At 39.6% G+C, this 7,461-nt stretch carries 6 protein-coding genes and 1 pseudogene; 3 read left to right on the forward strand and 4 right to left on the reverse strand.

Annotated features, from left to right (window positions below; all coding sequences use genetic code 11):
• The first annotated feature begins 11 nt into the window (after nt 1-11).
• Both VLZ86_RS14325 and VLZ86_RS14330 read left to right on the forward strand, forming a co-directional pair.
• On the forward strand, nt 12-1,739 hold the full coding sequence (locus VLZ86_RS14325) for a thiamine pyrophosphate-binding protein (protein WP_325452526.1): 1,728 nt from the start codon (nt 12-14) through the stop codon (nt 1,737-1,739).
• Between the two features lie 159 nt (nt 1,740-1,898).
• Nucleotides 1,899-2,276, forward strand: a complete 378-nt coding sequence (locus VLZ86_RS14330) for a hypothetical protein (RefSeq protein WP_325452528.1) — start codon at nt 1,899-1,901, stop codon at nt 2,274-2,276.
• A gap of 50 nt (nt 2,277-2,326) precedes the next feature.
• Here the strand turns inward: VLZ86_RS14330 and VLZ86_RS14335 are convergent, their stop codons facing one another.
• The 4 genes from VLZ86_RS14335 to VLZ86_RS14350 all read right to left on the reverse strand — a co-directional run bounded on the left by VLZ86_RS14335 (nt 2,327) and on the right by VLZ86_RS14350 (nt 6,883).
• Nucleotides 2,327-3,472, reverse strand: coding sequence for a Gfo/Idh/MocA family oxidoreductase (locus VLZ86_RS14335; RefSeq protein ID WP_325452530.1), 1,146 nt, complete (start codon nt 3,470-3,472; stop codon nt 2,327-2,329).
• A gap of 172 nt (nt 3,473-3,644) precedes the next feature.
• On the reverse strand, nt 3,645-4,415 hold the full coding sequence (locus VLZ86_RS14340; protein WP_325452532.1) for a DUF1080 domain-containing protein: 771 nt from the start codon (nt 4,413-4,415) through the stop codon (nt 3,645-3,647).
• A 47-nt stretch (nt 4,416-4,462) separates the two neighbouring features.
• Nucleotides 4,463-5,977, reverse strand: coding sequence for a Gfo/Idh/MocA family protein (locus tag VLZ86_RS14345; protein WP_325452533.1), 1,515 nt, complete (start codon nt 5,975-5,977; stop codon nt 4,463-4,465).
• 33 nt (nt 5,978-6,010) lie between these two features.
• A complete protein-coding gene (locus VLZ86_RS14350; protein WP_325452535.1) occupies nt 6,011-6,883 on the reverse strand; it encodes a sugar phosphate isomerase/epimerase family protein in 873 nt (290 codons plus the stop codon).
• Between the two features lie 267 nt (nt 6,884-7,150).
• Here VLZ86_RS14350 and VLZ86_RS14355 point away from each other — a divergent pair.
• Nucleotides 7,151-7,461: pseudogene (locus VLZ86_RS14355) on the forward strand (GMC family oxidoreductase); the annotation flags it as partial.

Raw genomic sequence — 7,461 nt, forward strand, 5'->3', positions numbered from 1 at the left:
GAACATTTATTATGAAGAAAACTGGCGCATGGTTACTTGTCAAAGCTTTAGAGCAATTACCGATATCGCATACCTTTGGGATTCCAGGGGTGCACAATACAGAAATTTATGATGAGCTGAACAAATCCTCAAAAATCAAACCTATTCTGGTCACTCATGAAGGAGGAGGTGCTTTTATGGCCGATGCGGTCAGTAGAACTTCAGAGACTATCGGCACCATGGTGATTGTACCAGCCGCTGGAGTGACACATGCTTTAAGCGGGATTGGTGAAGCGTTTTTAGACGGGATTCCTATGCTTATCATCTCCGGTGGCATTCGTACTGATGTGGATAAAAGTTATCAACTTCATGAATGGGATATGCATTCGGTATTGTGCGGCATCACCAAAAAAACCTATCATATAAAAAAGCATGAAGACATTATGGCCAGTGTTTTTGAAGCCTATTCCATCGCCATTTCCGGAAATCCTGGTCCTGTTTTTATCGAAATACCCACAAACATTCAAATGTTCAAAGGTGAAGTTTCCGAGATTCTATCGTATAAAAAACCCGAACTTAAACCAACCGTCACCACCGCTCAATTGGATGAAGCCATTAAGATCATTTCTGAATCTAAAAAAGTTGGCCTCTTTTTGGGATGGGGCGCGAAAGAGGCAACGGCAACAAGCATTCAAATTGCTGAAAGATTAAATGCTCCGGTATCCACAACATTACAAGGATTTAGCGTTTTTCCCGGCGATCATGCTTTATTTACGGGAATGGGCTTTGGCCCAGCCTCTGTACCAGCATCAGAGAATGCTTTTAAGGATGTGGATTGCTTAATTGCGGTAGGCACTCGATTTGCAGAAATACCGACAGGCAGTTTTGGTGCCAAAGTCCCTGAAAATCTGATCCATATCGATATCGATAAAAACGTGTTCGATAAGAATTATAAGAGCAAATTGGCTATTCAAGGCGATGCTAAAATGGTTTTGGACAGTTTGTTGGCAGAACTCATCAACAAGAATGTCGCAAAATCCAATCCTGATTTAATTAATTCCATAGCAAAAGACAGACAGGCTTATTATAAGGAATGGTCTGATTTTAAATTCGACCGGGTCAATCCTTATCATTTTTTCAAGAGTTTAAGACAGCATCTCGACGATGACGCCATAACTGTTTTAGATGATGGCAACCACACCTTTTTGACGGTGGAGTTATTTCAAAATCTCAAAAGTAAACATTTGATTAGCCCAACCGATTTCAATTGCATGGGCTATTGTGTTCCTGCAGCCATTGGCGCTAAATTTGCCAATCCTAATAAACAAGTGGTCGGAATTGTTGGTGATGGCGCTTTTTTGATGACTGGACTGGAGTTATTGACCGCAAAACGAAATGGATTGGGGGTTGTAATTTTCGTTTTTCATGATGGAGAACTATCCCAAATATCCCAAGGTCAGGAAATTCCTTATAATAGAAAAACAGCCACAGTCTTGGGCGATTTCAATATTGACGGCATTGCACATGCTGTTGGCGCTAATTATTTACTTATTGAAGATGATACGCAGATTGACTCCGTTATTAGTGAAGCTCTTAAAGCCGCTCAATCAAACAAAACAGTTTTAGTGGACGTCCTTATCGATTATAAGAAACGGACCCGATTTACACAGGGTGTTGTAAAGAGCGTGTTAGGGAATTTCCCGTTGAGCGACAAAGTTCGGTTTATTGGCAGAGCGGTGAAGAGAAAAATTTTAGGGTAAATAATTATTTAAACAAAGTCTTATAGCCATCTGTAAATCAACAACAATTATAATATACAAATAAAGGGTATAGAAGTACTTGAGTGTCATTTTATTTTGAAGTTTTAATTTACTTGACGCAACCTTTCATAAAAACCACGTCTTAATAAAAACACCACTATGAATGCTAAAATCTTAATTCTCGTTGGACTTTTAATAATTGTTTTTTCCTGTAAAAATGATGATGATAGTTTCCAATCTGAAATAGATGGAGAATATATCGGGATTTTTGAGCGTAATGAAAATACTTCTAAGGTGGAATTGCATTTTAATAACGGATCATTTAACGGACAGAGTGACATCGAAAAATTTCCAGCAATTTGCAAAGGAGCTTACTCAATTTCCGAAAATACAATAAGCTTTGTTAATGAGTGCCCTTGGACAGCCGAGTTTGATTGGTCATTGATTTTAAATGATAAGTGGACTTTTCGTATAAGTAAAAATTCACTAATAATGACTAATCCCAATGGGGATAAATATACATTGGCTAAACAATAATCATTTATTACTTTCGCTGACTTCGACTGCAATCACTTTCTTCATAAAAATCAACTCAGATTTACCCAAGCCGCATTTTGTTTATCACTTTCAACAGCGGCATGAATAAACTGTACGCCTCTAATGCCGTCGGACACTGTAGGATAGTCCGGCATCTCTATTTTTGTATCAGTTAGAGTTGCGTTAATATGCGTGGCAAAGTTTTTATAAACATTGGCAAACGCTTCCAAATAGCCTTCAGGATGCCCAGCAGGAATGCGAGAAGCAGCTAAAGCAAGCGGATAAAGCTCATGACCGTTAGGCGTATAAACCACTTTTGGCCGGTCTATCCATCGTGTGATCAGTTCATTTGGAGATTCCTGATGCCATTCCAAACTGCCTTTTTCACCATAAACTCTAATCGAGAAATTATTCTCTTCTCCCACGGCAATTTGAGAAAAAGACATCGTCCCTTTGGCGCCATTCTCTAAGCGCAGTAAGATATTGCCATCGTCGTCCAAGACGCGACCCTTACCAAATTTACCTAAATCAGCCGCCAGCTCCTTAACTTTTAATCCAGTAACGTACTCTATTAAATTATGGGCATGGGTTCCGATATCCCCAAGCGCACCGCCAACACCAGATTTTGACGGGTCTACGCGCCAGGAGGCTTGTTTATTGCCTGAGTCTTCAACGGCAGTTGCCATCCATCCTTGCAAATAATGAACTTGTACTTTTCTGATCTTGCCAAGATCACCATTTTCGATCATGGCTTTGGCTTGTTTCACCATTGGACTACCCGGATAATTATGGGTCAATGCAAAATGTAATCCAGTAGATTTTACCAGCTTTTCCAAAACTTTAGCTTCCTCTACAGTTAAGGTTAGCGGTTTATCGCACACTACATGAAACCCATTTTCTAAGGCTAATTTTGCCGGAGCAAAATGCATGTGATTTGGCGTGACAATGCTTACGAAATCCATGCGGATGTCGTCCGGCAATTCCTTTTCCTTAAGAATCATTTCTTGAAAACTACCATAGCATCGCTCTTCAGGAAGTAGCAAAGCTTTACCTGATGCTTTTGATTTTTCCGCAGTGCTGCTAAAAGCGCCACAGACCAATTCAATCATTCCATCAAGACCGGATGCTTTCCTGTGTACATCACCAATAAAAGAGCCGATACCTCCTCCAATCATTCCCATTCTTAATTTTCTCATGTTTTACAGTGTATTTTAATCTATTACTACGAAATTCAACTTCATTTATAAAGAAATTCCTTGTACGTTAGAATCCTATATCTGACTACACACCATGGTGTTGCCAATCAAATCGATTCAGGGGCACGAGGAATTTCAGTACGTTGAGTTTGGGGTTTCAACTCACCTTAGTCTACAATTCTTTTATTTTAATATTTCTGAACCAAACGTCGTCGCCATGATCTTGTAATCCGATATAGCCTTCATTGGCTACATCAGCCCAGTCTTCATTAAGGCTTGGAAATTTACTTCCTGCCACCAATTCGTTCCATTCTGGCGTCCACAAGTGATACTCCACAACATTGACACCATTTTGTTTATGAACCACAGTCCCATTATAAACCGTAATTTCCACTTGGTTCCACTCACCTACTGGTTTTGCATTTTGTGGTTTGGCTGGAATCAAATCGTATAATGATCCTGCCTGTCTGTTACCATCTTTTCCTAATTTGGCATCAGGATGCTTGTCATTATCCAATACCTGCATTTCAGGGGCAGTTTTCCAGATATAATCTAAATCTTCCTGGCCAAGATAAAAGATGCCGGAATTACCTCCTTCAGAGATTTTCCACTCTAAGCTCAAAGTGAAATTTTTAAACTTTTTATCATAAATGATATCGCCGCCATCTTTATGCCCAGCTTCACCTCGACCCGATCCTATACAATGGATGGTTCCGTCAACAATTTTCCAAGCCTCAGGAAAGTGGTCCTTTTTATACCCTCGCCACCCTTCTGAAGAGGTACCATCAAAAAGAACAATCCAATCATCACCCTCATCACTTTCAATAGTTTTATTCATGGTTTCAGTTTCTGTTTCGGTGGTTTCTTTGGCATTTTCTTTACAACTCAATAAGAAAGGCATGAGCACTAAGCTAAAAATTACAATCACACTTAATTTTTTCATTGGTTTACTATTTTAGATTTATATTTTATTTATTCAAATCCTATAAATTAAGAAGGCATGTCCGGTAAAGTCCAACCCTCCCGATAGGTATGTTTTATAAGTTCTTCAGAATATGCAAGGGCATTCATAGGCTCCGTCCAATCTTTATTAAATGTTGGATGCCCATCATGAATCTTAAAACCATCTTTAATAACCGTTCTAATTTCTTCGTTGGCGCCAATGTTCGTGAACTTCATATTCGCACCATCCCATTCCAAAATCTTATTTAATGCCTGAAGTCTAACAGCAAGTACACCCATAACGACCATTTCATTAAAAGGTCCAGCCTTGGCGAAATCGGAAATTGTAGGTTTTCTGCTTTCTGGATTTTCTTTACAAGCCCGCACCCAATCCATTTCGTGCGCCCCGCTTTTCCATGACAAACCAAGTTCTTCTTCAACCCTCCTTTCTGTTTTAGGCACATGGATAGTTTTTCCCGATATTAATTCAGGTTCAATGCCATAACATCCCGCATGGAGTATGTCTTTTGTGCCATAGAAAAATGTTCCTCCACCAGATTTATTTGGATTTTTTCCTGCAGGCCAATTATCTGGCAACATCGATTGGATCCCTCCATCATACCAATGCACATCTACCGCATCCAATTTTATTTTCCCTTTTCTCCCTCTTGAAGGAAAGGACAGTTTTACGGCCTGAGATACCGGAGCGGAATCATTCAACAACAAGGACGAAGTCGCTTGCACTTTGTTAGGATACCCTAATTGAAGCCCTTCAAATACAGGATGTAAAACATGACATGCCATATCGCCTAAGGAACCTGTACCATAATCCCACCACCCACGCCAGTTCCATGGATGATACACTTCATTATAAGGTCTCATCTTGGCAGGACCTGTAAACAAATCCCAGTCTAAGGTGTCTGGAACCCAATCGCCTCTTTCAGGCGTATTTAATCCCTGTGGCCAAATCGGACGATCCGTAAAGGATTCCACTCTTGTTACATCCCCAATAGCACCGCTCCAGAGTATTTCACAAGTTTTTGCAACACCTTCTCCAGAAGCACCTTGATTGCCCATTTGTGTTGCCACTTTATGTTTTTCTGCCAATTTCGTCAATAATCGAGACTCATAAACCGAGTGGGTCAAAGGTTTTTGGAGAAAGACATGTTTCCCCATAGTCACGGCATGTGCCGCAATAATAGCGTGGGTATGGTCAGCTGTTGCAATCACAACAGCATCAATATCATTGCCCATTTCGTCAAACATTTTACGCCAATCCCAATATTTTTTAGCGTTCGGAAATGCCGCCGCTGCACCTGCCGCATATTTCCAATCCACATCACAAATGGCTACGATATTTTGAGACGATAAATTTTTAAGGTTAGCGAGACCCATCCCGCCAACGCCAATTCCGGCGATGTTAAGTTTGTCACTCGGTGCGACATGGCCCAAACCACTTACCGCAAAAGAAGGCACTATCGTAAAAGCCGCCGTGGCAGCCATTGACATGCCTACAAACTTCCGTCTTGAAATTGTAGTACGGTCCTTATTAGTTTTACTCATGTTTTGTCACAATTAAGAGGAGTTAAATTATGTTTATTTAGAAAGTTCCCTTCCTATTTTAATCAATAGATCTCTGGTTAATTCAATACCTTTTTCTTCACTGACGTTGCTTCCTTCAAATTCCACCCCCACATAACCTGTGTATCCAGCGTCTTTTACAATCTTCAAAAAACGAGGATAGTCAAGTGTGGTTTCATTCCCTTCATCATCAAAATCATAAGATTTGGCACTAACGCCTTTAGCAAAAGGCATCATTTCTTCAGTCCCTTTATATTTATCGTACTCTTCAATACAATTTTCACCCCAATTTTCACCACTATCTCGTTTCATACAAAAATTACCAAAGTCAGGTAACGTACCACAATTGTCCATGTTGACATTCTTTATGACACGAGTTAAAAGCGCTGCATTGGAAGAAAAACCACCATGATTTTCTACGATTACATTGATTCCTTTAGATTGACCATATTCAGCTAATTGCTTTAAACCGACAGTGGCATTTGCAATCCAATCCTCTTCATTATCAGACCCAAATAAATTGACCCTAATGGAATGGCAGCCTAAGAAATCTGCAGCATCTACCCATTTTTTGTGATTTTCAACGGCTTGATTTCTTTCCTTTTCATCGGCTGCTGCCAAATCACCTTCACCATCAATCATTATCAGGACATTCTCAACACCGTGTTCTTCGCTTTTCGCTTTTAACACCTCCAAAAGCGCTTCCATTCCCATGGATTCCAATTTTTTAGTATAGAGCCCAGATACGTATTCAATTCCTTCAAAACCCATTTCCTTGGCTTTTTCCGCAAAATCCAACGGGTCTAATTTATCGTTTCCAATAGCCCTGTGTAAAGACCATTGTGCCAATGATAACTTAAAAAATCGATCCTTTTCGTCAGTCGACATTTGTGTTGTGTCTGGCTTAGATGGACTTTCTTTACATCCAACAAAAACCGTTGTAACAAGAAAAAATAAACATAAAGGAATAAAATATTTAGTGGTCATAGTGATTTTGGTTTAAGTAGTTTCATGTTGAAAAATAAAGAAAGATGAATTTACTAAAGTTTCGTCAGAATTTTACTAATTTGATTAAGTTTAGCCTTTATTCATATTCAGCAACAGACTATTTCCCTATTTTAGTAGGCTGTAATAGATTGAAAATAAAAACACACTATGATAAATGAGCATTATGACGCTATAGTTATTGGAACGGGAATTAGCGGAGGTTGGGCGGCCAAAGAATTATGCGAAAATGGCTTAAAAACTTTAGTACTTGAAAGAGGACGAATGGTGAAACATGGCGATTATCCTACAATGCACGATGATCCTTGGGATTTGGAGTTGCGTGGTGCGACAACCGTAGAAGATAAAAAAAGACAGGAGAAACAAGCCAGAACAGGCTATACTACCTCCGCAGAAAGTAAGCATTGGTTTGTTGACGACATCAAACATCCTTATAATGAAACCAAACGTTTTGATTGGAT

Source organism: Gelidibacter sp. (genome assembly GCF_035515035.1).
GTDB lineage: Bacteria > Bacteroidota > Bacteroidia > Flavobacteriales > Flavobacteriaceae > Gelidibacter.